The sequence below is a fragment of the Nocardia sp. NPDC050175 genome (assembly GCF_044459885.1).
Classification (GTDB): domain Bacteria; phylum Actinomycetota; class Actinomycetes; order Mycobacteriales; family Mycobacteriaceae; genus Nocardia.
The window spans coordinates 215,741-238,179 of sequence record NZ_JBITJI010000011.1; the positions used below are offsets into that span (position 1 = coordinate 215,741).

Below are 22,439 nucleotides of genomic sequence, written 5' to 3' on the forward strand. Positions count from 1 at the left end.
TTCTCGGACAGATCACACCGTGGCGCGGGTCAGTGCGGCATAGAAGTCGAGGTGGGCGCGGGCCGCGTCGGCCCAGCGATACCGGGCCGCCACCGCGCGACCACGCGCCTGCCTGGCCGGATCCGCGGGCAGCGCCGCGCGTAACGCGGCGGCCAGCTGGTCCGGTGTGGACACGTAGTCGACGGCATCGTCGAAGACTTCCCGCAGGACCGGAAGATCGCGCGCTACAACGGGTACGCCCGCGGCGAGCGCCTCCATCGCGGCCAGCCCGAAGCCTTCTTTGCGTGAGAAGAACGGCACTGCCGACGCCGCGGCCATCAACGAGGGCAGGTCCGCGTCGGCCACCGCGCCGAGGATCACCGGCGTGATACCGAGCTCGTCGGCGCGGGCTGTGAAGCGAGCGCGGTAGTCGTGGTAGTCGAAGAGTGTCTCGCCGCCCGCGAAGACCAACTGCAGATCCGGCTCGGCCCGCACGAGCACGGCGAAGGCTTCGAGCAGATCGATCGAGCCTTTGCGCGGCTCGATGCCGCCGACGGCAAGCACGTAGCGGCCCAATCGGTTCCGCCAAGCCTGCCGAGGCGCCGCGGCGGCCGCCGCGAATCGCTCGAAGTCGACACCGTTGGGGATCACCGTCGGCTCGAATCCCCAACCCGAACGGACTTCGGCGGCGACGGCCGCGGAGACACAGATCCTGGCGTAAGGCTCGACGATCGCCCGCTCATGGCAGGCCGCGAGCTCGGGTGTGGTGAACTCGTCGAGGTGGTGGATCGTGCGGACGCAGCGCCCGGCGGCGTTGGCGCTGAGGCAGTCCTGCGCGTGCACGATGTCGTACCCGGCCGCATCGAAGGCCGCACGTAGCGTGTCGATGGACCGCAGAATCCGCTGCCCGACAGATTCGCCATCGATCGCGGCGAACGGAACGAGCTCGACCCGCACCGCGTCGGCCACCGGCCGGAAGAAGCCCGGGTCGCCGTCGCGGGCCAGGCTCCACACCGTCACGTCGGCTCCGGCCTCCGCCAGCGCCTCCGCCAGATGCAGCGTATGCACCACGCCGCCACGCGGTTTCGTGGAATAGGTGAGCAGCGCGATCCGCATCAGCCGACGCCCTTCTCGTCGATCAGGTTGTGATAGGTACCCACCCGGCGTTCCTCCAGATGCCGCAGCACCCGCCTGGCCCGGTCCACCTCGCGGTCGATATCGATATCCGCCACGGCCAGACCACCTTTCGACCACGTCCTGGCCAGCACGTCGCCGCCGGGCCCGACCACCTTGGCCTGGCCGAGGAACCGCAGCGACCCGGTGACGCCGGTCTGATTCGACGAGGCCAGCACCACCTGGTTCTCCGCCGCCCGCGCCATGTCGTACAGGTCGAAGAGCCTGGCCTGCCGATCGTTCGGCATCCGCGAGGCCCGATCGGTCACGCTGGCAGGCCAGGCCGACAGCACCGCGAGGGTGCGCGCGCCATCCAGGGCGAGAGTGCGGGCCGATTCGGGGAAGGTCTTGTCGTAGTCGATGAGCATGCCGATCCGGCCGACCGGCGTATCGAACGCGGTGAAGCTGTCGCCCGCCGCGTACGCCAGATGTTCGCCCGCGGGCTGATGCACCTTGCGGTGATGGCCGAGCACGCCGTCGCCGGTCAGGCAAGTTGCCGCGTTGTAGCGCAGCTCGCCCGCGCGCTCGGCATACCCGACACAGATGGTCATCCGGCCCGCCAGCGCGCACAGCAGCCGGATCTCCGGCCCGTCCGGGTCCAAGGCGACCGGGATATCCACCGGGTTGCGCAGATCGCCGATATAGCCGCCCAGCGTCGCGTCCGGCAGCACGAGCAGGTCGACCTGCTCGGCGGCCAGCCGCTCGATGATGCCGCCGAGTTTGTCGAGCGCACGCGCGATGTCGGGGCCGAAATGACCGGCCAGTGCGGCAACTCGCGTGGTGCCCATCGGGTGCCTAGGCCCGGACCGAGCTCGGCGTGAGCGCGCCGATGCGGTCGGCGAGGTAGGCGGCGTCGCGGGCGACCGCGGCGAAACGGCCGGAACCCCAGGTGTGTTGCCACGGCAGGCCGATGAAGTACAGGCCGGTCGCCGTGGTCACGCCGCGGTTGTGGCAGGGGTGTCCCTCGCCGTCGAACACGCCGACGCGCAGCCAGCGGTAGTCCGTCCGGAAGCCGACCGCCCAGACGATCGACGTGATACCCGCTGCGGCCGAGACGATCTCGGTGGTCTCGTACTCGGGCCGCCAAACCGGTCGATAGCGGGCTTCCGGTGGCGCGTCGATACCTTCACGGTCGATGTAGGCGTCGATCGAATCTTTGATGCTCTCCGCGACCGCGTCCGCCGCGTCGAGCGAGGCCGCCAAGGTCGGTGCGAACCGCATCGTCGACTCCGCCGCGTCGAGCAGCCTGCCGTACAACGACATTCCGTCCGCGGCGAACTGCCGCAGGTCGATGTCGCGTCCGCCGTCGCGGCCGGTCACGTAGTGATTGGTGTTCTCGCGCTTGCCGATACCGCCGGGCTGGTCCTCGATGGGGATGTCGTAGTGGCCCATATCCTGCAACCAGGCAACGCAATCCCGGCCTCGGTAGAACCGGGCCACCCGCGGCGCGCTGCCGACGACGAGATGCACCTTCCGTCCCGCCAGGTGCAGGTCTTCGGCGATCTGCGCGCCGGACTGCCCGGTGCCGACCACCATCACCGCGCCGTCGGGAAGATCGGTGGCGCTGCGATATTCGGAGGAATGCAGCTGGCGGATCGAAGACGACAGCTTCTCGGCGAGCCGGGGAATCGCCGGAATGTGGTATCCGCCAACGGCGATCACGACCTGTCCGGCGTGCAGTGACCCCGCTGAAGTTTCGATGTCGAATCCGTCGAAGGGGGAGTGGGTGACCGCGGTGACCGCGACGTGCTCGCGCACCGGCGCGTCGAATGTCGCCGCGTAGCCGCGCACGAAGTCGTACACCGCGTCGCGCTTCATGAAGCCGTCCGGCTCCGGACCTTCGTAGCGGTAGCCGGGTAAGACGCACTGCCAGTTCGGCGTCACCAGAGTGAAGCTGTCCCAACGACTGTCGCGCCATTCGTGCGCGATGGTGTCGCGCTCGAGCACCACGTGGTCGATGCCCCGCTGCACCAGGTGCCTGCTCACCGACAACCCGGCCTGGCCCGCGCCGATCACGACCACGTCGTGATGTGTCCGCTCAGGCATCGACCACCTCCAGGGCCGAAGGCATGCCGACGACGCCGAATTCGGCGACCACCGTGCGATAGAGGTCGGGCCTGCGGTCGCGCAGGTTGTACATACCGCTGTTGCGGGCCAGACCGAGTTTCTCGTCGAGATCGATTGTCGCGGTGGCGAGTCCGGGCTCGGCGCCGGTCGTCGCCAGCACTTCGCCGCCGGGCCCGACGATCTTCGCGCTGCACACGAAGCGCAGCGAGCCGAAGGTACCTGCCTGGTTGGAGGCCACCCAGATGAGCTGGTTCTCCAAGGCGCGGGCCCGATCGTAGATGTCGAAGCGCTGCTTCCAGCGGTCGTCGTCGAGGTTGGCCACGGTGGCGGTGCGCGCCGACGGCCAGGCCGACAGCGACGTGACGATCTCCGCGCCGTCGAGCGCGAGCAGTCGCGCCGCCTCGGGGAAGGCCTTGTCGTAGCAGATCTGCATGCCCATCCGCCCGATCGGCGTATCGAACGCGCGGTACTCCGATCCCGCTGAGTAGCACAGGTTTTCGCCGAGCGGCTGGTGCACCTTGCGGTAGGTGCCGAGTACGCCGTCACCGTTGAGCGTCACCGCTGTGTTGTAGCGCGTGGCACCGTCGGCCTCGCAGAAGCCGAAGGTGATGACGAGATCACCTGCCATGTCGATGACGCGGCGCACCTCGGGCCCGTCGATCTCCAGTGCGGGTGGCAGGCTGCGCAGCCTGCGCTGTTTGGCTTCCTCGGATTCGTTGCCGCCGCCGAGGCTCGGCAGGTAGCCGCCGAGACACGCCTCGGGCAGCACCAGTAGTCGGCTGTCCCGTGCCCGCGCCTGCTCGATCAGAGCGGCGATGGTGCGGTAACCCGCCTCCATGTCGCGGCCGAATTCCGCAGCCGCCACGGAGATCGTGACGTCGTTCATGACTCTCCTAATCCGGTGACGGTGCCGTGCACCGCACGTGTCGTGACGCCGTCGGGCCAGCGCAGGCCGACGCCCGGCGTCGAGGTCAGTCGTCCGCAGACGGCCGACGCGGCGGGTCCGGGCGAACCGGCGGACGCGCCGGGCCGGTCGGCGGTGAGCATGGCGAACCCGGGAAAGCAGGTGAGCCATTCGCCCACCGAAGCGCCTGCGGGACGGGGCATCCGGGCGATGTCGATCTCGGCGCCGAGTCCGCTTGCCTCGGCGAGCATGCCGGCGGTGCCCGCCAGTCCGGCCATGCTGACGTCCTTCGCCGCGTTCGGGCGTGTCCGTGCGACGAAGTCGGCCAGTAGGCGCAGTTCGTCGCCGGTGCGCCGGGACGTCGAATCCCACTGCTGTCCTTGATATCCGGGCCGCCAGTCGCCGCCGAGGTCGGCGGTGACCCGTAACTCGTCGCCGAGCCGTGCCCCACCGCCGCGCACCGGGTGCGTGGTGCGACCCAACGCGGTCACCGAAAGTGCCGCGGGCACACCGAGTTGGGTATGCCCGCCGAGCACCGGCACGCCCCACGCCTCGCTCGCTCGCGCGAGGCCGCGGATCACCCTGGTCAGGATGGATCGATGGGGTGCGCCGACAGCGTCGAGGAGTCCGACGGGCGCGGCTCCCATGGCGGATAGGTCGTTGAGATTGACAAGCACCGCACACCATCCGGCCCACTCCGGATCGCGTTCCACCATCGAGGGAATGATGGCGTCGCAAGCGGCGATGAGGTCGCTGCCCGGCACCGGCGCGCCATCGTCGCCGCGAAATCCGTTGCCGCCCAGACTCGACGGCAGTCCGCGGAGTGGTGCCAGAGCGGACGCGAGCAGTGCCTTGGTGGCTTGGGCCAGCCGCTCGATCCGATCGATCGGCCAGCGCATGTGTACGTGGGGGCTGTGCGCGACCTCGATATCGGCCAGCCGCACCCAGCCGAGCCGCGCGAACATCTGCTCGTGCCTGGCCTGCACCGTGGCCTCGAACCGCAGCACATTGTTCGACTCGGCGTCGGCGGCCGCCGCCCGCACGAGTGCTGGCCCGACGCCGCGGGTTCGCCTGTGCCCGTCCACCACCAGCCTGCTGCCGGTCCACCAGCCGAGATCGAGGTCGGTGGCGGGAGCGAGTCGGACACCGCCGAGCACAGCGCCTTCGGCGTCGAGTGCGACCAGCACCCTGGTGCGCGGATCGTCATCGATGTCATCGAGATCGGTGCGGGCGAACAGGCCTTGCTCCGCGACGAACGATTCGTGCCGCAGCGCTCGATATGCGGCGAGGTGCGCCGCGTCGGCAGGCTGAATCAGGAAGTCCGGTTCGGTGGGCCTGCGCGGCGCGGGGCCGGTGAGGACCGTGAAGTCCGCTTCGGAGAGGGTCATCGAATCAACCTCCGGCGCTCTGCAATACGCTGCAGGCTCCGCAGGCCGCGCAGCCTGCCCGCTGGTCCGTGCCGAGCATCCCGGCCCGCCGCAGTTCCTTCGCGACTCGGACGGTCACGTCCGCCAGAACATCTGGCCGGGGAGCCGTGGCACCGTCCACGTCGACGGCGAGGGTGCCGAGCAGCGGACGGAACGGCACCACGAACGGGTACACGCCCATGTCGATGAGTTCGGCTGCGCCGGCGACCAATTCGTCAGGGTCCTCGCCGAGGCCGACCAGCAGATAGGTCGAGACCTGGTTGCGGCCGAACACCCGGACGGCCTCCGCCCACGCCGCACGGTAATCATCCAGCGGCACAGTCGCTTTGCCCGGCATCCAGCGCCGCCGGACCTCGTCGTCGAGCGACTCGACGTGGATGCCGATCGCGTCGGCCCCCGCTTCGTGCAACTCCGTCAGCGTTTGGAGGTCGCCCGGCGGCTCGCACTGCACCTGGATCGGCAGCTGCGGCACAACGGCTTTCACCGCCCGAACGCACCGGGCCAGGTGTCGCGCACCGCGATCCTTCGCCGCGGAAGTGCCGGTGGTCATCACCATCTGACGCACACCGTCGAGCCGCACGGCCGCCTCGGCGACCTCGGCCAGCTGATCCGGGCGCTTCACCGCGATCGTGCTGCCCGCCGCCAGTGACGCTTCGATCGAGCAGAACCGGCATCGCTGGTCCTCGCCGTACCGAATGCAGGTCTGAACCACGGTGGTGGCCAGCACATTCGAGCCGTGCAGCCGCGCGATCTGCTCATAGGACACGCCATCTGCGGTGTTGAGGTCGTAAAACTTGGGGCGCTGAACGGGTTCGATTTCCAGGCCCACGTCCGTGCCGTCGAGCAGCAGGCGATTGCCTTCGACGAGGTACGGACTGTCGGAGCGGATCGGGATGGCGGCGCCGACGCCGCCGATCAGCACATGGCCGTCGTCGCTTGGCCCGGCACCGGAACGGCGCTGTACCGGGGCATCGACTCGGATACCGAGCAGCGCGATATCCACTCGAGTTGACAGACCATTCATCACGTCACCTCAGAGCTGATAGGTGGAATTGATGATCGCGCCCTTGCGGGCATAGTGGATCAGCGCGTCCTGCACGTCGAGCGGATGCGCCGGAATGACCCCGGCGATCAGGTCCTCTTCCCGGGCGCCGTGCAGGGCGAGGCCGAAGCGGCAGCAGAACACCGTCCCGCCCTCCTTGATAAAGGTGCCGAGCGCGTCGTTGATGTTCTGTTCGCCGGGGAAGCCGTTGTCGCCGGTGGTCGGAAAGCCGCGGTTGGCAATGGCATTCACCGCGCCGGGACCGTAGAAGTAGATGGCGGACTCGAAGCCCTTCCGCAGCGCCCTGGTCGCCTGCAGGATCGCGACGAAGCTCACCGACGACTCGTGCGCGATGCCGTGCACCAGGGTGAAATACGTTTCGCCCGCCTGAGCCTGGTAGTCGGGGAAAATCTTCGTGGAGCCATAGATATTCGTGCCCTTGGGCAGCGCCGGGTGCGGGATCTCTTCCAGGGACTTCTTGATGTTCTCCTCGATCGCCTGGTCGACATCGGCGGTCGGCAACGGTGTGGACATTGGCTTCTCCCTCTGCGGAAAGTGACGGATGTCGACAGGGGCGGCCATGCCCGGGAACCTCCGCCTCGGGCTGGACACCCGATTTCGTATTCGTCAAGTGGACGTCTCGGGTATTTCCGACTGGTTACGTCTGGAACAATCGACGATTGCGTAATACTCACCGGATTGCCTGCTCGGCATGGCATTAATGTGTTGCAGGACAAGCGATTACGTTTGAACCCGGACAAAGGTGACGTCGGATGGTAGATCGACTTAACTACCGCGAAGTCGAAACGCCGGAATTCGCCCGATAAGAGTTAACGACCAGGGAGCATGCGGCGACGACACGTAACATCGCGGAAACCGGCTCGACGGCACAAAGAACGGCCCGCTCGGCATCAGCGAGCGGGCCGTTCGGGGTAAATCCGAGTCAGGCGTTGACCGCCTTCTCGTCACCGGCGTCCGGCGCTTCCTCGACCGTGCGCTTCGGTCCGGTGAACCAGTTCCGAGCCGAAACCAGCCACCAGATGCCGATCGCACCCACCACGCCGACCAACGCGATCGGCGCGTAATTGACCGTGTTCCAGGTGAACTCGTCGTTCCACGGATACCCGCGGTCATCGGTCGGCAGGATGAACAGGAAGCTGATCAACACGATCCAGATCAGCGCGACCACACCGATCGGCCGATACCAGCGGCCGAGTTGCCAAGGGCCGGTACGGAATCGGTTCCCGTGCACCTGTCGAAGCAGAATCGGTATCCCGTAGGCGATGTAGAGACCGATGGTCGCCACCGAGGTCGCGGCCGCATAGGCGGTCGGCGCGTTCTCGGCGGGCACCAGCATCGACGGAATCAACAGCACGAACGCGAAGACCGAGATGAACAGCACCGCGTTGACCGGCACCCGCTTGGCCGAAAGTTTCGACCAGAGCGCCGATCCCGGCACCGCGCCGTCCCTGGCGAACGCGAACAGCATCCGCGAGGCCGAGGTGACCGAGGCATACCCGCAGAACAGCTGCGCGATCGCGGCGATGATCAGCAGCAGCCCGGACCAGAATGAATTGAGCGAATTCTCCAGGATGTAGATCACCGGATAGCCGCTGTTCTTCGTCGGATCCAGCGCGTCGTCGAGATTCGGGATCGCGAAGGTCACCGCCATGATGAGCAGATATCCGGCGATCGCCGAGACCACGATGGTGTTGATGATGCCTTTGGCCGCCATCCGCGAGGCGTCGTGGGTTTCCTCGGACATGTGCGCGGACGCGTCGTATCCGGTGAACGTGTACTGCGCGTGCAGCAGGCCGAGCAGGAAGCTGAAGGCCACGCCGCCGAACCCGACGCCGGCGTTGTCGACGGTTTTGGTGAACACGAACTCGACGCTCTGATGATGGTTCGCGCCGAACGCGAGCACCAGCACGAATATCGCCACACCACCGACGTGCCACCACGCGGAAATATTGTTGATCACCGCGGACAGATGCGGCCCGATCGCGTTGAGCACCGCGTGCAGCACCAGGATCACCACGAAAACCAGGAAGATCGCGGTCCGGTCGGTGCCGATATCGATGCCGATCACATTCAGCACCACGGTCGTGAAGATCGCGGCCCCGTAATCGATGGCCGCGGTCACCGCGATCTGGCCGATCAGGTTGAACCACCCGGTGAACCAGCCCCAGACCGGCCCGCCGAGCTGCGCCGCCCACCAGTACAGGCCGCCGGAGGTGGGATAGGCCGACGCCAATTCCGCCATCGCCATGCCGATGAACAGCACCATGATCGAGACGAGCGGCCAGCCCCAGGCCATAGTGATCGGGCCGCCATTGGCCAAACCGATTCCGTAACTGGCCAATCCGCCGGTCAGGATGGAGACGATGGTGAAACTGATGGCGAAGTTCGAGAATCCGGACCAGGACCGGGCCAATTCTTGTTTGTAGCCGAGTTCGGCGAGCCGACGCTCATCGTCGGACGGGGACGGGTTATCACTCATATACAGCTCCCGGGTGTAAACGCAGCCCTCACACTGCGTTTGCCAGAAGATCAGTCTGAAGTAAACCCGGGTCAACCGCACGGCAACCAGGAATACCGCAGCAAATCGCGACGACCCCCTCCGTCCGGCCACGGCCGAACGGCCGTAGCGTGGGCGGTATGGAGCGACTGGTGGTCATCGGTGGTGACGCGGCCGGAATGTCGGCGGCCTCGCAGGCACGCAGGCTGAAGGGCGCGAGTGAGCTGGAGATCGTGGTCTTCGAGCGGGGACGGTTCACGTCGTTCTCCGCGTGTGGCATCCCGTACTGGGTGGGTGGCGATGTGCTCGATCGGGACGCGCTGATCGCTCGCACGCCCGAGGAGCATCGATCCCGCGACATCGATCTGCGCATGCGCACCGAGGTGACCGAGATCGATGTCGCGGGTGGCCGGGTGCGCGCTCGCGATCTCGAGTCCGGTGCCGAATCATGGACGGACTACGACAAACTCGTCATCGCCACGGGTGCGCGTCCGATCCGTCCGCCGTTGCCGGGCATCGACGCACCGGGGGTGCATGGCGTGCAGACCCTCGACGACGGGCAGGCGCTGATCGAGACCCTCGACCGCATCGAGGGCAAGCGGGCGGTGGTGGTCGGCGCGGGTTACATCGGTGTCGAGATGGCGGAGGCGCTGATTCAGCGCGGCTACGACGTGACGATGGTGCACCGCGGTCCGGAGCCGATGTCGACGATGGATCCGGACATGGGCGCGCTGGTGCGAGATGCCATGTGCGGCTTGGGTATCAAGGTGGTCGGCAATGCCGAGGTGACCGAGATCCGCACCGACGAACAGGGTCTCGTCCGCGCGGTGGTCGCCGACAGCGCCGAATACCCCGCGGATGTGGTGGTGCTCGGCATCGGCGTGCGCCCGGACACCGAGCTGGCCCGGGCGGCGGGCCTGCCGCTGGGGGAGTACGGCGGACTGCTCACCGACCTGGCCATGCGGGTGCGCGGCCACGAAAACATCTGGGCGGGTGGCGATTGTGTCGAGGTGCTGGATCTGGTGTCCGAGCGGGAACGCCACATCGCCCTCGGCACGCACGCCAACAAGCACGGCCAGATCATCGGCGCCGGTGTCGGCGGTGGCTACGGGACCTTCCCCGGTGTCGTCGGCACCGCGGTCAGCAAGGTCTGTGACCTCGAGGTCGCGCGAACCGGCTTGCGGGAGAAGGACGCTCGCGCGGCGGGCCTGCAGTTCGTCGCCGTCACCATCGAATCCACCAGCCGTGCAGGCTATTACCCCGATGCCGCGATGATGACCGTGAAGATGCTCGCCGAGCGCCGCACCGGCCGCCTGCTCGGCGTGCAGATCGTGGGCCGCGAGGGCGCGGGTAAGCGCGTCGACATCGCTGCCGTCGCGCTCACCGCGCGGATGACGGTCGAACAGATGACCGCCCTCGACCTCGGCTACGCGCCACCGTTCTCGCCGGTCTGGGATCCCATCCTGGTGGCCGCCCGTAAGGCGGTTACCGCGGTGCGCGAACGCGGGTAGCGCTCAGGCTGCGGCGCGGTGCACCGCAAAGACCGGGATCACCCGCGAGGTCTTGGCTTCGTACTCGGCGAAACCGGGCATGATCTCGACCATCCCGGCGTAGAGCGCGTCGCGTTCGGTACCCGACACGATTTCGGCCTTGGCCGCGTACCGCTCGGTGCCGATCTCGACGGTGAGGTCTGGGTTCGCCCGGAGATTGTGGTACCAGGCCGGGTGCTTGTCGTTGCCGCCGTTGGAGGCGATGAGCACGACCCGGTCCCCGTCGCGCAGGTAGACCAGCGGGTTGGTGATGCTTCGCCCGGATTTGGCGCCGGTCGTGGTGATCAGCACCATGGGCGCGCCCTCGAACATGCCGCCGACCTTGCCCGCGTTGGCGCGGAACTCGTCGATCACCTGTTCGTTGAAGCTCTTCGGTTCGGACACGTTTTTTCCTCCAGCGGTTGCGTTTTCTCCGGCAACCACCGGACGAGCGGCGAAATTCCTGCGCCGCTTCAGTAGTCGGCCATCAGCTCCAGCAGGTCGGCCTTGCCGAACATGACGGCGGCCTCGCGGGCGGACGGGGTGCCACCGTCGGGGTCGGCCCCCGACTCGATGAGGAGTCGCGCGATCTCGTTCTCGCCCTTGAAAACCGCACCGGCCAGCGGGGTTTGGCCCTTGTCATTGGCTCGGTTCGGGTCCGCGTCGCGATCCAGCAGCGCCGCGACGGCCTCGGCATGGCCGTGGTAGGCGGCCAGCATGAGCAGGGTGTCGCCCGAATCATTGGTGAGATCGGCGGGCACTCCGGCATCGACATAGGTGGCCAGCGAGGCGGCATCCCCTTGCCGTGCGAAGTCGAACACTTTGGTGGCGAGCTCGATGAGTTCCGGATCCAGGTCAGCGCTCATTCGCCCATTCCTACCACCACGCAGCCCGGGTTTGCCGCCAGTAGCGGCATCCGTTTTGCGAAGGATCACCCGGCAGGCCACCGAATGCCCCTCCCACCTGGTGTACCGGACGACATAGGTCGGTATAGTCGCCGCGGATGAGTAGTGTGACCACCCGCGTTGAGCCGGAAGCCAAGAACCGTCGACTCGGCGTCGTTGGGTGGCTGGCACCGGTCCTCTGTATCGCGTTCGCCGCGTTCTGTTTGCTGCTGCCGACCTGGCCGTTCCACAAGATCACCGGTGGGTTCATCGACCTACAGGTGTATCGCCTCGGTGTGGACGCGCTACGGCACGGCCACGACATGTACGGACAGCTGCCGCAGACCACCATCGGCGCGGGGCTGCCGTTCATCTATCCGCCGTTCGCCGCGCTGGCGCTGAGCCCGTTCGCGCTGCTGCCCTGGCATGCGGCCGCGTTCACCTTCTTCGTGTCCTCGGTGGCCGCGCTGGCGCTCACCATGTACCTGGTCGCCCGGCGGGTGTGGCCCGGCGAGGATCAGCGCAGGCTGGTCCTGGTTGCCACCGCGTGCGCGACACCGCTGGCCCTACTGCTGGAGCCGGTGCACTCGACGCTGGACTTCGGTCAGGTGAATCTGCTGCTGATGGCGTTGGTCGTCGCCGACTGCCTCGCGATCAAACCCCGCTGGCGGCGCGGCATGCTGATCGGCGTCGCCGCGGCCATCAAGCTGACCCCGGCGGCGTTCGTCCTGTATTTCCTGGTGCGCCGCGACTACAAGTCGGCGGCGACGGCCGCCGCGACCGGTGCGGCGGCGACGCTGCTCGGTTTCGCCGTGCTGCCGCACGAGTCCACGAAGTACTGGTTCGGCGGCATGGGCAATGTGTCCGGCTTGAGCGGGTCGGCGTTCCACACGAACCAGTCGATCCAGGCGGTGCTGTCGCGGTTGCAGGTGCCCAAGCCTGCGTCCACCATCCTGTGGCTGATCCTCGGCGCCGCGCTGCTGGTGCTCGTGGTCGCGGCCATGCGGCGGGCGGTCGACTTCCCGCCGCTCGCGCTGGGCATCAACGCGGTCTTCACGCTGCTGCTTTCGCCGATCTCCTGGTCGCACCACTGGGTGTGGATCGCTCCGGCCCTGGCGGGCGCGATCGGCTACGCGACCAGGCTGCCGCGCCGTCAGGCCATCGGCTGGTGGATCACCATCGCCGTCATCACGGCGGTCTTCGTGTACGGTCCGCAGAACTGGCTGCCCGACGGCGAGCATCGCGAAACCCAGTGGACGCCATGGCAACACATCGTCGGCAACACCTATGTGTGGTTCAGCGTGCTGCTCGTCGCGTTGTATTTCTTCTCCGGCCGCCGGGCCGCGGAACCGGCGCCCGCACTGGTGCCGCAGCACTGATCCTGACCACCCTGGTGTTTGCTGCCGGGATCCCCGGGTAGGGCCGTCAGTGACGGCACCCTGCCGTCGCCGACAGAATTACTCGAGGCAAGGAGGGATTCATGGCCGCCCGACGTGGCTTTGCCGCCATGGACGCGGAGCAGCAGCGCAAGATCGCCAGCCTGGGTGGCAAGGCGAGTAGCGGTAGCTTCGACAACGACCCCAAGCGCGCCAGCGAGGCAGGCAAGAAGGGCGCGGCGGCACAGCCGACCGCGGCCAAGCGCCTCGGCGGTGAACGCAGCCACCGGAACCGATAGTCGACACAGACGATGGGCGAGGCCGCGGCCTCGCCCATCGTCGTCGGGTGCAAGCGCGATGCAAGCGTGCCGCAATCGGCGGGCGGCACAGTTGGATTCATGAACGAGACATGCGATGTGGTGGTGGCCGGGGCCGGACCTGTCGGGCTGATGCTGGCCTGCGAATTGCGGCTCGCCGGGGTGGACGTGTTGGTGGTCGAGCGGCTCGACGAGATCGATCCGACGCTCAAGGCCGCCGGGATCAATGTGCCGACGGCGCAAGCTCTTTACCGGCGCGGGTTGCTGCCGGACTTGCTGGCCGATCAGGTGCGGGCCCGGGAGCGGATGGGATTGCCCATGACGCACGCTGAGCCGACCGATGCCGAGCCGGCCGCTGCCGAGCGGCCGAAGCCGCCGTTCGTCGGGCACTTCGCGGGCATCATGCTCGACATCGGCGTGGTCGACTTGGACGATCCCGCCTTCGCCGACCTGGGGCCGGCTGCCGAGGTTTTCTTCGTGCCGCAGCAGGACATCGAGGCCACCCTCGGGCGCCGTGCGGCCGAGTTGGGCGTCACTGTGCGGCGTGGCGTCGAGCTCACCGACTTCACCGAGGACGGCGACGGCGTCACAATCCGGCTCGGCGACAACACCGTTCGCGCGGGCTGGCTGGTCGGCTGCGACGGCGGGCGCAGCATCGTGCGCAAGTTGTCCGGATTCGACTTCCCCGGCCTCGACCCGGAACTGACCGGTCATCAAGCCATCGTCGAGATGACCGGGGCCGAAGGACTCACGCCCGGTTGGACATCGACCGACACCGGCATGTACGTCTACAACCCGTCGATGGGCCGCATCCTCACCGTGGAGCTCGACGGACCGCCCGCCGACCGCAATGCGCCGATCACCGCCGCGGATCTGCAGGCGAGTCTGCGCGCGGTATCCGGTGTCCCCGTTGAGATCACCGCCGTGCACTCGGCTACCCGGTTCACCGACAACACCCGGCAGGTCACCGAATACCGCAGGGACCGGGTACTACTGGCCGGCGATGCGGCACACGTGCATTCGCCGTTCGGCGGGCAGGGACTCAACCTCGGCGTCGGTGACGCGGTGAATCTCGGCTGGAAGCTCGCCGAAGTAGTGCACGGCCGGGCGCAGCAGGACCTGCTCGACACCTACACCAGCGAGCGGCATCCGATCGGCGCGTGGGTGCTGGACTGGACCCGGGCACAGGTCGCGCTGATGCGAACCGACAAGCGCAGCAGGGAACTTCGCGCGGTGATGACCGAATTGCTGGCCACCCGCGAGGCCGCGACCGCCGTGTTCCGGAAGATCTCCGGCGTGCTGCACCGCTACGACCTCGGCGGCGGGCACGAGCGGGTCGGCGCGCCCGTGCCGGATCTCGAGCTGTCGGACGGAACGCGGCTCGGCAAGCACTTCGTCGACGGCGGGGCGGTGCTTTTCGACCTGGCCGATTCGGCCGAACTGCGTGTGGTGGCGGCGCCGTGGTCGTCGCGGGTGCGGGTGGTCACGGCCAAGACGGTGCAACCTGGTGAACTGACGGCGATGCTGGTTCGTCCCGACGGGTTCGTGGCGTGGGCCGCCGACTCGGGGAGTCAGGATGGGTTGGAAGCGGCGTTGACCCGGTGGTTCGGCTCTGCGGCATAGTTTCAGAGACCGGAATCCCGTTGTCTCAGCCGGGGTTCCGGTCTCCGTCGAACGCGGATACCACGCATCAATTCGCTAGGCAGTCGCCATTCATGCCAGCTCCAACTGGGGGCCGATATGGATCGCGAGATACACCTGGTTGCGGAGTGTGTTTGCTTCCTCGTCGGTGAGGGTGCGCGTCAAGGGCCGCAAGATCAGTCGCACAACGGCATTCGTTTGGCCCGGCGCGATACCGAGTCGGTCCCTTGCCTTTTGGGAGAGATCCGCCCATGGGGTCCGTGCCGTGACGAGCGCCGACTCGATGTCGTCGACCCGATCGTGCAGCACCTTTCGTACGGTGTCGCCGAGGGTTTCGTCGTCGGTGTCGTCGGCGATCACCACCGACAGGTCGCGGCGGATCGGCGGCAGCATGGAGACCGGCCGCCACGGCGACAGATCCAGCAGCTGGTCGGCGATGCGCGGGTGCTCGGAGCGGAGGTAGCGGATATCGGGAATTCCCTTGCGCAGCATCAGGGCTCGGTCCAGGCCCATGCCGAGTGCGGTCCCGGACCAGTGCGCGGGATCAAGCCCGGCGCCCGCGAGGACGTGCTCGGCGATGAGGCCGCATTCGGCGAGTTCGAGCCAGTCGTCGCCGAGCCTTACGTCGACTTGCCGCCCGAGGGCGGTGTACGGGTGCCGGGCCGGTGTCGTGCGCCATTCGGCACCGGGGAGCACGGCCTCGACGAGGTGGGCGACCATGTCCCGCACGTCATCGTCGCCGGTGTCCGGGCGCGACCGCAGCCGCCAGAGATCGACCTGATGTGGTTCGCCCACGTGGATTCGATCGACCACGTCCCTGCGGTAGACCAGGCCCGGCACCACGATGAGATCGTCGACGTCGGCGGTCACTTCGGCGTAATGCCCTAGGGTTTCGGGGATGTCGGCGCTGGTGTGGCTGCGCAACATGGTGGTCGGGCTGACGTACCGGGTGTAGCGCGCGTCGCGGGTGACATCGGCCGGGTCGTAGCCGAGCTTGTCGTAGTTGTCGGCGACGGCGACGAGGGGCGAGTTGCGCACTACGCGCGCCGTCGAGGCCCAGGCGCGAACGAGTGCGTCGACGGTTCCGTCGAGCAGCGCCTGCATGGCGTGCTGCCCCTGCGTGGCATCGCTCAGGTCGCGCACGGTCAGCGCGCGCGACAGGTCCAGCGGAGTGAGATAGGTAGGCATGAGTAATTCCTTTGGTAGCCGGTCGGATTCGGTGAAACCCCCGAACCGGCGACGGCCACAGGAACTACGTGATCGGACGCACGCAGCAGACCCCGCGGCCGACTGACGGCCCGGGGCGCAGAAATCGCATGCGCGTGTTCATGAGCCAAGCGTAAAGGATCGCCTGCCCGTTGAGCCAGCAGCGCACGCTTTTTTGAATGATCGGTCCAAATTAAGTAACCTTCCCAGTGTGGGCAGAACGAAGGAATTCGATCCGGACGTCGCGCTGCGGACGGCGATGGAGCTGTTCTGGCGGCAGGGCTACGAGGCCACGTCCATGCAGGATCTGGTCGATCACCTGAAGCTGGGGCGCGGCAGCATCTACGGTGCGTTCGGCGGCAAGCGGGAGCTGTATCTCAAAGCGGTGGAACGCTATGTGGACGAAACTCGGGCGTCGTTGCTCGCGCAGCTGTCCGTGCCGGGGTCCGCGCTCGATGCCGTTCGCGCCATGGTCCGCTGGTATGCGGAGAGCTCGCTCGCCGATGAGCAGCGAAAAGGCTGTCTGATGACCAATACTGCGGTCGAACTCCCCGCCGACGAGGGCGCACGCCGTCTGGTGACCTCCAGTCTGGAAACCATGGAGACGGTGCTCACGAGCGCGTTGCTGCGGGCTCGCGCGGAAGGGGAACTGTCGGTCGAGCGGGATCCGGTCGTGCTGGCCAGGTTCCTCGTGACCCTGCTGCAAGGGATTCGGGTGGTCGGCAAGACGCCCGTTCGGCAGCGTTTCCTCGATGACACCGTCGAACAGGCGCTGGCCCTGCTCGGCTGACCATTCGGTCGTTCCGCACCACATCGCCCATTCGGGTCACTGTCGGGCATTACTATGTCCATTTTTTGGACTGATCGTTAAAGAAAAGGATAGTTCTGTGACACGCACCGTCCCCACCGATGCCGAGCTGGCCGCCTCGCTGGCCGGCGACTTCACCAGTGCCTACGCCGACGTCAACGGCACCCGACTGCATCACGTCACCGGCGGCGCGGGGGAGCCGCTGATCCTGCTCGGCGGCTGGCCGCAGACTTGGTGGCAGTTCCGAAAGATATTGCCGGAGTTGGCACTTCACTATCGGGTGACCGCCGTCGACCTGCGTGGTATGGGTGGCTCGGCCAAGCCGGAGTCCGGCTACGACAAGAAGACCATGGCCCGCGATATTCACGAACTGATCCAGCACCTCAGGCATCGGTCGGCGTTCGTGGTCGGGCACGATATCGGCGCTTCGCTGGGTTATCACCTCGCCGCCAACTTCCCGGAGTCGGTGCGGCGGTTGGTCACCGTCGATATGGGGGTTCCCGACGCGGCCTGGCAGGCGATTCCGATGTTGCCCAGCAGTGACGAGCAGGTGGTCGCGCTCGAGCACGGGCGCGGCGGCTATCCCTGGTGGTTCGCGCTGAATCAACTGCGTGAGTTGCCGGAACTGCTACTGGCCGATCGCTTTCGGCTGGTAATCGATTGGTTGTACGGGCACATGCTGGTCGATCAGGCTTCCGTCGAAGAGGAAGCGCGGGCCATCTACGCGCAGGCCTACGATTCCCCGGATGCGATCCGTGCGGGCAATGGCTGGTATCAGACGATGCGTCAGGACATCGCGGACCTCGCCACCTATGAACCGGTGACCCTGCCGATTCTGACGTTGGCGGGTGAGGAGTCGTATCCGGCTCTGCGCGAACAGACGTCGTCGGACAAGGGCACCGATATCCGGGTCGTCGAGATCAAGGGGAGTGGTCACTACATTCCCGAGGAGCAGCCGGAGCAGGTGTTGCGTGAGCTGGCCGCGTTTTTCGCGCCGAGCGCGGTGGTCGGCTCCTAGATTCGCAGTGTCGCAACGGGTTCCGGGTCAGCGCCCGGGACCCGCCGACAAGCGCTGTGCCACGTCGGGGAGGCGGCCGACCATCGAGATGGTGAACTCGGCGAGCAGATCGATCAGGCCGTCACGGTCGACGTCCAGGCCGCCATCGAGCCAGACCAGGACCAGTTCCGCGGCACCGCCGGTGATCAGCTGCGAGGTCGCGGCGACGGCGGTGTCCTGGCCGGCGGGGAGGTCGAGCACCAGGCGGGTCTGTTCGATGATGACGTCGGCGACCCGGCGCATGCCGTCGAAGCGGCTGCGCATCAGGACCTCGCTGCCGTACGCCTGCGCGAAGACGACCTGGGCTCGGCGCGGGTCGTCGGTGAGTTCGATGATGAGGGCGGCGACGCCGGCGCGGATCTTGTCCGAGGGTGCGCCGTCGGTGCCCGCGACGGCCGCGCGCGCGGTGTCGAGGGCGGAGTCCTGGATCTCCAGCAGTAGCTCCGAGGCGAGCGCGTCCAGATCGGGGAACGCCTCGTAGAAGAAGCGGGGTCCGACCTTGGCTTGTTCGCAGAGGCCGCGCACGGTTAGCGCGGACAGGCCCTGGGTACCGACGATATCGAGGGCGGTGTCCAGTAGCCGCCTGCGCCGATCCTCTTTGCGCTCGGCGGTCGATGTGCCGCGGTAGGTGCCGCTGAATGCTCGGGTCACCTGAGCAAGCCTTCCATACGAGAAGTCGGGAAACAAATGTTTACGGAAACGTTTGTTTCCGCTATGGTCAAGGGGATCGCAGCGTCGCGAAGGGACGGCCGTCATGAGTCTTCTGGTTCCCCCGAAAGTCACCGATGTCCACGGGGATGTCCGTCGCTTACGTGCGCAAGTCGCGAAACGTGCGCAAACGTTGGGTGCTCGCGTCGCCGGTCAGTACCCGTCCGCGGCGCGGCCGCTCGCGGATCCACCGCCGGGCAGCGGATTGCGGCCGGTGCCCGGCGATTTCGGCGCTCCGGGCATCGGTTACACGCTGCACGCGTTGAGCGATCCGATCGAACTGGCGCGCAAGCGCTTTGAACGCTACGGCCCGGTGAACTGGATGGGCGTGCTCGGTCGCCGGACGGTCGGCGTGAGCAGTCCCGCTGCCATCGAGGCCGTGCTGATGGATCGCGACAAGGTCTTCTCCGCGCAACGCGGCTGGGAGTTCGTGATCGGGCCGTTCTTTCGCGGTGGGTTGCTGCTCCGGGATTTCGACGAGCACATGTTCCATCGTCGGATCATGCAGCAGGCCTTCACCCGACCCCGCCTGGTCGGCTACTTGGACCTGACCACCCCGCGCATCACCAGGGGCATCGCCGGATGGCAGCCGAACGAGCGCTTCCCGGTCTTCGACGCGATCAAGCAGATCCTGCTCGCGCAGGCCACCGAGGTGTTCGCGGGCGCCGAGCTCGGTCCCGAAAGTGTGGTGCTGGCACGGGCTTTCGAGGACGCCGTGCACGGCGCGACCGCGCTGATCCGCAGCAATGTGCCCGGTGGGGCGTGGTCGCGCGGCATTCGCGGGCGCCGCGTCCTCGGCGACTACTTCCGCCGCGAACTGCCCGCTAAGCGCGCGGGCGACGGCGCCGACCTGTTCAGTGTGCTCTGCCGCGCCGAAACCGATGAGGGACATGCCTTCTCGGACGAGGAGGTGATCGAGCACATGATCTTCGTGATGATGGCCGCGCACGACACCAGCACCATCGCCGCGTCCATGCTCGCCTACGAACTCGCCCGCCACCCGGAGTGGCAGGACCGGCTGCGCGCGGAATCCCGCGCCCTCGGCAAGCCCGCCCTCGACTACGGCGACCTCGACCAGCTGCCCAGCCTCGACCTGGCCTTCAAAGAGGTGCTGCGCATGTATTCGCCGGTGGCGCAGCAGATTCGCGAAACCACCCGCGACACCGACATTCTCGGCTACTACCTGCCGAAGGGCACGCTCGTCATGGTCGGCGCCTACCCGATGATGCGCACCGAGGACTATTGGCACAACCCCGACGTCTTCGACCCGGAACGCTTCGCCGCCGACCGCCGCGAAGACAAATCCCACCGCCACGCCTGGGCCCCCTTCGGCGGCGGCGCCCACAAATGCATCGGCCTGTACTTCGGCGGCATGACCGTCAAAGCCGTACTGCACCAAATGCTGTTGCAATACAGCTGGACCGTCCGCCCGGACTACCAGGTCCCCCTCGTTGCAGGCACCGGCCCCATGCCCGCCGACGGCCTACCCCTCCACGTGAAACGCCTTCCCGTATGAGAATCACCGCCGACCGCACCCGCTGCGAGGGCCACGCCATGTGCGAGGCACTGGCCCCCAACCTCTTCCGAGTCGCCGACGACGGCATCGTCGAGCCACCCGCCGACACCATCGACGAAACCAACCGCGACCTTCTCCAACTCGTCGTAGACAGCTGCCCAGTCGAGGCCCTCCGCCTGACCTAAACCCCGCGCGGTCGGCCAATCCGCTGCGCGTGAGATGTCCGGCCGCGCGCGAGTTATGCTGCTGCGCACGCAATTGCTGGCTATTTCGTGCGCGGCGGGCGATGACTTGCGCGGGCGAAAAGGCGTGCGGCGAGAGGGGCGCGGGCGTGCGCCCCGAGGGTCTGCCGATGCTGCCGCGCTCGGGTTGTGCTGCCGCGCTCGGGTTGTGCTGCCGCGCGCGAGTTGTGCCGCTGCGCATGTAATTGCTGGCTATTTCGTGCGCGGCGGGCGAGGACTTGCGCGGGCGAAGGGGCGTGCGGTGAGAGGACGCGGGCGTGCGCCCCGAGGGTCTGCCGATGCTGCCGCGCATGAGTTGCGCCGCCGCGCTCGGGTTGCGCCGCCGCGCATGAGTTGTGCTGCTGCGCATGTAATTGCTGGCAATTTCGTGCGCAGCGGGCGAGGAGGTGCGCGGCGACAGGGTGTGGGGCGAGGAGGTGCGCGGCGGGGGGTCTACGCCGTTGGCCGTTGCGTCGGATTCGACTGGGCGCTCGGGTGCTGCGCGGTCAGGTTCAGGGTGGCTGGTGGTGGGTGGGTTTGCTGGCAAATCGCGGAAACGTTTGGGCGGGGCGGAATCTCAATTGGTGACATCTGGGTGAGATCAAGAGTTTGGAACCTTGGCGGCGAGGCATTCCCTGTCCGAATACGACAGGCTCGGCAAGGAGGTACAGGTGTCGTCTGGAGTGTTGATCATCGTGATCGTTCTGGTCGTCGTCGCGGCGTTGGTCGCGGCCTTATTGGTATGGCCCATGGTGCGCAGGCAGCGGCTGCGCAGCACGTTCGGCCCGGAGTACGACCGGACGGTCGAGGAACACGACGACCGCCGGGCGGCCGAACGTGAACTGGCCGAACGGGAGAAGCGGCACGCCGAGCTGGAACTGCGTGCGCTGACACCGGAGCAGAAGCAGCTCTACACCGCGGAGTGGGTCGAGGTGCAGGAGCGGTTCATCGACGACCCGGCCGAGGCACTGCAGGCCGCCGACCGGTTGCTGACGACGGTGATGGGCCAACGCGGTTATCCCACCGAGAATTTCGACCAGCAGGTCGCCGACCTGTCCGTGGAGCACGCGGCGCCGCTCGGCCACTACCGCGCCGCCCACGAGATCGCGACCAGGGCGACCGGCACCGAGGTGTCCACCGAGGACCGGCGCACCGCCATCGTGCACTACCGAGAGCTGTTCCAGGACTTGCTCAATGGTGCGGGCGACAAGAAGACAGCCGATAACAAGTCCGAGCACGACAAGAAAGCACTGTCATGAGCACCGAGTACGACCGCACTGTGCATTCCGATAAGTCCACCGAAGATGCTCCACTGAGCGAGCATGAGGCTAGCTCTGAGTCCTGGCAAGGCGACCGTGACGAAACCGGGCGCGTTGCAAGCGAATCGGAGACCGAAGTCGCCGATCACGCCGACGAGCACACGACGGCGGACGACGGCGAATCCGCGCATGCCAGCACGGACGTGGATGTCGAACCGGAACACGTGAGCACCACGGAATACGGCGACGAGCACGCGACCGCAACGGAATACGGCGCGGAGCGGGCGACGTCGGCGAACGCGGGTGAGGGTTCGGCGACCACCGCGGACTACGAAGCGCAGCCCGCGGAAACAACCACCGCTGACTACGATTACGACGCGCAACCGACCGCGACCAGCGAAGCGGATCAGGCGACCACCGCCGCGGGCGAGCCCGAAGCGGATCAGGTCACGCCCGTCGCGGCACCGGACCAGTCGACCACCTCGGGCAATGGCGCTGAGCGGCAACAGACTTCGCTCGACGACGTCGGCGCGCCCCTGTTCGCCGACACCGACCTCGACCAACTCCGCACCCAGTGGCGTGAGGTGCAGGGCACCTTCGTCGACAACCCCAGGGACGCGGTCACCCAGGCCGACCAGATCGTTACCGACATCGTCTACAAACTGACCACCGCCATCGCGGAGCGCAAGCGGGTGCTCGAGGAGCACACCTCGGGTGCCCAGGACGGGGATACCGAGGAACTGCGTCAGGCCCTGCGCGGCTATCGGGGCTTCTTCCGGCGGCTGTTGTCGATCGAGTCGTAAGCAG

At 67.2% G+C, this 22,439-nt stretch carries 22 protein-coding genes; 10 read left to right on the forward strand and 12 right to left on the reverse strand.

Going from position 1 to position 22,439, the window contains the following annotated elements; genetic code table 11:
• Positions 1-12: 12 nt before the first annotated feature.
• The 8 genes from ACIBK2_RS32625 to ACIBK2_RS32660 form a co-directional block, all read right to left on the reverse strand.
• The gene (locus ACIBK2_RS32625; protein WP_396972846.1) at positions 13-1,095 is read right to left on the reverse strand and encodes an MSMEG_0565 family glycosyltransferase; all 1,083 of its coding nucleotides are present in this window, start codon (positions 1,093-1,095) and stop codon (positions 13-15) included.
• Positions 1,095-1,940, reverse strand: a complete 846-nt coding sequence (locus ACIBK2_RS32630) for a carbon-nitrogen hydrolase family protein (RefSeq protein ID WP_396972848.1) — start codon at positions 1,938-1,940, stop codon at positions 1,095-1,097. Before ACIBK2_RS32630 ends, ACIBK2_RS32625 begins: the two co-directional genes overlap by 1 nt.
• A 7-nt stretch (positions 1,941-1,947) precedes the next feature.
• Positions 1,948-3,198: an MSMEG_0569 family flavin-dependent oxidoreductase gene (locus ACIBK2_RS32635; protein ID WP_396972850.1), complete on the reverse strand. Its 1,251-nt coding sequence runs from the start codon at positions 3,196-3,198 to the stop codon at positions 1,948-1,950.
• Entirely contained in the window at positions 3,191-4,105 is a 915-nt protein-coding gene (locus tag ACIBK2_RS32640) for a carbon-nitrogen hydrolase family protein (RefSeq protein ID WP_396972852.1), read from the reverse strand. The genes ACIBK2_RS32635 and ACIBK2_RS32640 overlap by 8 nt, the downstream gene beginning before the upstream one ends.
• Positions 4,102-5,511 (reverse strand): MSMEG_0567/sll0787 family protein, encoded by a 1,410-nt coding sequence (locus ACIBK2_RS32645; protein WP_396972854.1) that lies wholly within the window; start codon positions 5,509-5,511, stop codon positions 4,102-4,104. The genes ACIBK2_RS32640 and ACIBK2_RS32645 overlap by 4 nt, the downstream gene beginning before the upstream one ends.
• Positions 5,512-5,515: 4 nt before the next feature.
• Positions 5,516-6,574, reverse strand: coding sequence for an MSMEG_0568 family radical SAM protein (locus ACIBK2_RS32650; RefSeq protein ID WP_396972856.1), 1,059 nt, complete (start codon positions 6,572-6,574; stop codon positions 5,516-5,518).
• Positions 6,575-6,583: 9 nt separating this feature from the next.
• Complete coding sequence (locus tag ACIBK2_RS32655; protein WP_396972858.1) at positions 6,584-7,126, reverse strand: MSMEG_0572/Sll0783 family nitrogen starvation response protein; 543 nt, start codon at positions 7,124-7,126, stop codon at positions 6,584-6,586.
• A 409-nt stretch (positions 7,127-7,535) separates the two neighbouring features.
• Complete coding sequence (locus ACIBK2_RS32660) at positions 7,536-9,092, reverse strand: amino acid permease (protein WP_396972860.1); 1,557 nt, start codon at positions 9,090-9,092, stop codon at positions 7,536-7,538.
• Between the two features lie 158 nt (positions 9,093-9,250).
• Between ACIBK2_RS32660 and ACIBK2_RS32665 the strand changes: the two genes are divergently transcribed.
• Complete coding sequence (locus ACIBK2_RS32665; RefSeq protein WP_396972862.1) at positions 9,251-10,621, forward strand: FAD-dependent oxidoreductase; 1,371 nt, start codon at positions 9,251-9,253, stop codon at positions 10,619-10,621.
• 3 nt (positions 10,622-10,624) lie between these two features.
• Here ACIBK2_RS32665 and ACIBK2_RS32670 read toward each other — a convergent pair whose 3' ends face one another.
• Entirely contained in the window at positions 10,625-11,044 is a 420-nt protein-coding gene (locus ACIBK2_RS32670) for a nitroreductase family deazaflavin-dependent oxidoreductase (RefSeq protein WP_396972864.1), read from the reverse strand.
• Positions 11,045-11,112: 68 nt separating this feature from the next.
• The gene (locus ACIBK2_RS32675; RefSeq protein ID WP_396972866.1) at positions 11,113-11,505 is read right to left on the reverse strand and encodes an ankyrin repeat domain-containing protein; all 393 of its coding nucleotides are present in this window, start codon (positions 11,503-11,505) and stop codon (positions 11,113-11,115) included.
• A 137-nt stretch (positions 11,506-11,642) separates the two neighbouring features.
• Between ACIBK2_RS32675 and ACIBK2_RS32680 the strand changes: the two genes are divergently transcribed.
• The 3 genes from ACIBK2_RS32680 (at position 11,643) to ACIBK2_RS32690 (ending at position 14,839) form a co-directional block, all read left to right on the forward strand.
• On the forward strand, positions 11,643-12,902 hold the full coding sequence (locus ACIBK2_RS32680; RefSeq protein ID WP_396972867.1) for a glycosyltransferase 87 family protein: 1,260 nt from the start codon (positions 11,643-11,645) through the stop codon (positions 12,900-12,902).
• A 101-nt stretch (positions 12,903-13,003) separates the two neighbouring features.
• Positions 13,004-13,198: a general stress protein gene (locus ACIBK2_RS32685; protein ID WP_396972869.1), complete on the forward strand. Its 195-nt coding sequence runs from the start codon at positions 13,004-13,006 to the stop codon at positions 13,196-13,198.
• A gap of 99 nt (positions 13,199-13,297) precedes the next feature.
• Positions 13,298-14,839, forward strand: a complete 1,542-nt coding sequence (locus ACIBK2_RS32690) for an FAD-dependent oxidoreductase (RefSeq protein ID WP_396972871.1) — start codon at positions 13,298-13,300, stop codon at positions 14,837-14,839.
• A 90-nt stretch (positions 14,840-14,929) separates the two neighbouring features.
• Here the strand turns inward: ACIBK2_RS32690 and ACIBK2_RS32695 are convergent, their stop codons facing one another.
• Positions 14,930-16,045: a hypothetical protein gene (locus ACIBK2_RS32695; RefSeq protein ID WP_396972873.1), complete on the reverse strand. Its 1,116-nt coding sequence runs from the start codon at positions 16,043-16,045 to the stop codon at positions 14,930-14,932.
• 229 nt (positions 16,046-16,274) lie between these two features.
• Between ACIBK2_RS32695 and ACIBK2_RS32700 the strand changes: the two genes are divergently transcribed.
• Both ACIBK2_RS32700 and ACIBK2_RS32705 read left to right on the forward strand, forming a co-directional pair.
• Entirely contained in the window at positions 16,275-16,853 is a 579-nt protein-coding gene (locus tag ACIBK2_RS32700) for a TetR/AcrR family transcriptional regulator (protein ID WP_396972875.1), read from the forward strand.
• Between the two features lie 97 nt (positions 16,854-16,950).
• Positions 16,951-17,889, forward strand: a complete 939-nt coding sequence (locus ACIBK2_RS32705; protein WP_396972877.1) for an alpha/beta fold hydrolase — start codon at positions 16,951-16,953, stop codon at positions 17,887-17,889.
• Positions 17,890-17,916: 27 nt separating this feature from the next.
• On the opposite strand, the gene ACIBK2_RS32710 is transcribed toward ACIBK2_RS32705, so the two are convergent.
• Positions 17,917-18,579 carry a TetR family transcriptional regulator gene (locus ACIBK2_RS32710; protein ID WP_357389665.1) on the reverse strand — a complete coding sequence of 221 codons (663 nt, stop codon included), beginning with the start codon at positions 18,577-18,579 and terminating at the stop codon, positions 17,917-17,919.
• Between the two features lie 103 nt (positions 18,580-18,682).
• Here ACIBK2_RS32710 and ACIBK2_RS32715 point away from each other — a divergent pair, with 103 nt between their 5' ends.
• From ACIBK2_RS32715 to ACIBK2_RS32730, 4 genes are all read left to right on the forward strand, one after another.
• Positions 18,683-20,152: a cytochrome P450 gene (locus tag ACIBK2_RS32715; protein ID WP_396972879.1), complete on the forward strand. Its 1,470-nt coding sequence runs from the start codon at positions 18,683-18,685 to the stop codon at positions 20,150-20,152.
• Positions 20,149-20,337: a ferredoxin gene (locus tag ACIBK2_RS32720; protein ID WP_396972881.1), complete on the forward strand. Its 189-nt coding sequence runs from the start codon at positions 20,149-20,151 to the stop codon at positions 20,335-20,337. Before ACIBK2_RS32715 ends, ACIBK2_RS32720 begins: the two co-directional genes overlap by 4 nt.
• Positions 20,338-21,044: 707 nt before the next feature.
• On the forward strand, positions 21,045-21,632 hold the full coding sequence (locus ACIBK2_RS32725) for a hypothetical protein (RefSeq protein WP_396972883.1): 588 nt from the start codon (positions 21,045-21,047) through the stop codon (positions 21,630-21,632).
• A complete protein-coding gene (locus ACIBK2_RS32730) occupies positions 21,629-22,435 on the forward strand; it encodes a hypothetical protein (protein ID WP_396972885.1) in 807 nt (268 codons plus the stop codon). The genes ACIBK2_RS32725 and ACIBK2_RS32730 overlap by 4 nt, the downstream gene beginning before the upstream one ends.
• Positions 22,436-22,439: the final 4 nt, after the last annotated feature.

Excerpts from the sequence above, each read along its gene's own strand:
- ACIBK2_RS32625 (WP_396972846.1), bottom strand. The coding sequence starts at position 1,095 with ATGCGGATCGCGCTGCTCACCTATTCCACGAAACCGCGTGGCGGCGTG.
- ACIBK2_RS32630 (WP_396972848.1), bottom strand. The coding sequence starts at position 1,940 with ATGGGCACCACGCGAGTTGCCGCACTGGCCGGTCATTTCGGCCCCGAC.
- ACIBK2_RS32635 (WP_396972850.1), bottom strand. The coding sequence starts at position 3,198 with ATGCCTGAGCGGACACATCACGACGTGGTCGTGATCGGCGCGGGCCAG.
- ACIBK2_RS32640 (WP_396972852.1), bottom strand. The coding sequence starts at position 4,105 with ATGAACGACGTCACGATCTCCGTGGCGGCTGCGGAATTCGGCCGCGAC.
- ACIBK2_RS32645 (WP_396972854.1), bottom strand. The coding sequence starts at position 5,511 with ATGACCCTCTCCGAAGCGGACTTCACGGTCCTCACCGGCCCCGCGCCG.
- ACIBK2_RS32650 (WP_396972856.1), bottom strand. The coding sequence starts at position 6,574 with ATGAATGGTCTGTCAACTCGAGTGGATATCGCGCTGCTCGGTATCCGA.
- ACIBK2_RS32655 (WP_396972858.1), bottom strand. The coding sequence starts at position 7,126 with ATGTCCACACCGTTGCCGACCGCCGATGTCGACCAGGCGATCGAGGAG.
- ACIBK2_RS32660 (WP_396972860.1), bottom strand. The coding sequence starts at position 9,092 with ATGAGTGATAACCCGTCCCCGTCCGACGATGAGCGTCGGCTCGCCGAA.
- ACIBK2_RS32665 (WP_396972862.1), top strand. The coding sequence starts at position 9,251 with ATGGAGCGACTGGTGGTCATCGGTGGTGACGCGGCCGGAATGTCGGCG.
- ACIBK2_RS32675 (WP_396972866.1), bottom strand. The coding sequence starts at position 11,505 with ATGAGCGCTGACCTGGATCCGGAACTCATCGAGCTCGCCACCAAAGTG.
- ACIBK2_RS32680 (WP_396972867.1), top strand. The coding sequence starts at position 11,643 with ATGAGTAGTGTGACCACCCGCGTTGAGCCGGAAGCCAAGAACCGTCGA.
- ACIBK2_RS32685 (WP_396972869.1), top strand. The coding sequence starts at position 13,004 with ATGGCCGCCCGACGTGGCTTTGCCGCCATGGACGCGGAGCAGCAGCGC.
- ACIBK2_RS32690 (WP_396972871.1), top strand. The coding sequence starts at position 13,298 with ATGAACGAGACATGCGATGTGGTGGTGGCCGGGGCCGGACCTGTCGGG.
- ACIBK2_RS32695 (WP_396972873.1), bottom strand. The coding sequence starts at position 16,045 with ATGCCTACCTATCTCACTCCGCTGGACCTGTCGCGCGCGCTGACCGTG.
- ACIBK2_RS32715 (WP_396972879.1), top strand. The coding sequence starts at position 18,683 with ATGAGTCTTCTGGTTCCCCCGAAAGTCACCGATGTCCACGGGGATGTC.
- ACIBK2_RS32720 (WP_396972881.1), top strand. The coding sequence starts at position 20,149 with ATGAGAATCACCGCCGACCGCACCCGCTGCGAGGGCCACGCCATGTGC.
- ACIBK2_RS32730 (WP_396972885.1), top strand. The coding sequence starts at position 21,629 with ATGAGCACCGAGTACGACCGCACTGTGCATTCCGATAAGTCCACCGAA.